This window comes from Staphylococcus sp. HMSC065D05, from assembly GCF_001813195.1.
Taxonomy (GTDB): Bacteria; Bacillota; Bacilli; order Staphylococcales; family Staphylococcaceae; genus Staphylococcus; species Staphylococcus epidermidis.
This window is the reverse complement of record NZ_KV811780.1, coordinates 1-239: the sequence shown is the minus strand read 5'-3', so window position 1 is coordinate 239 and position 239 is coordinate 1. Positions and strand designations below refer to the sequence as shown.

2 tRNA genes are annotated in these 239 nt (G+C 54.4%); both read left to right on the top strand.

Features of this window, described 5'->3' with window-relative positions:
• Positions 1–39 precede the first annotated feature (39 nt).
• Positions 40–123 (top strand) — tRNA-Tyr (locus HMPREF2897_RS11965).
• Between the two features lie 8 nt (positions 124–131).
• Positions 132–205 (top strand) — tRNA-Trp (locus HMPREF2897_RS11960).
• Positions 206–239 lie beyond the last annotated feature (34 nt).

The window sequence follows — 239 nt, the reverse complement described above, 5'->3', positions numbered from 1 at the left end:
AGGTTGGGGGTTCAAGTCCTCTGGCCGGCACCATTTTTAGGAGGGGTAGCGAAGTGGCTAAACGCGGCGGACTGTAAATCCGCTCCTTCGGGTTCGGCAGTTCGAATCTGCCCCCCTCCACCATCATATATAGGGGCATAGTTCAACGGTAGAATAGAGGTCTCCAAAACCTTTGATGTGGGTTCGATTCCTACTGCCCCTGCCATGGCGGTTGTGGCGAAGTGGTTAACGCATCGGAT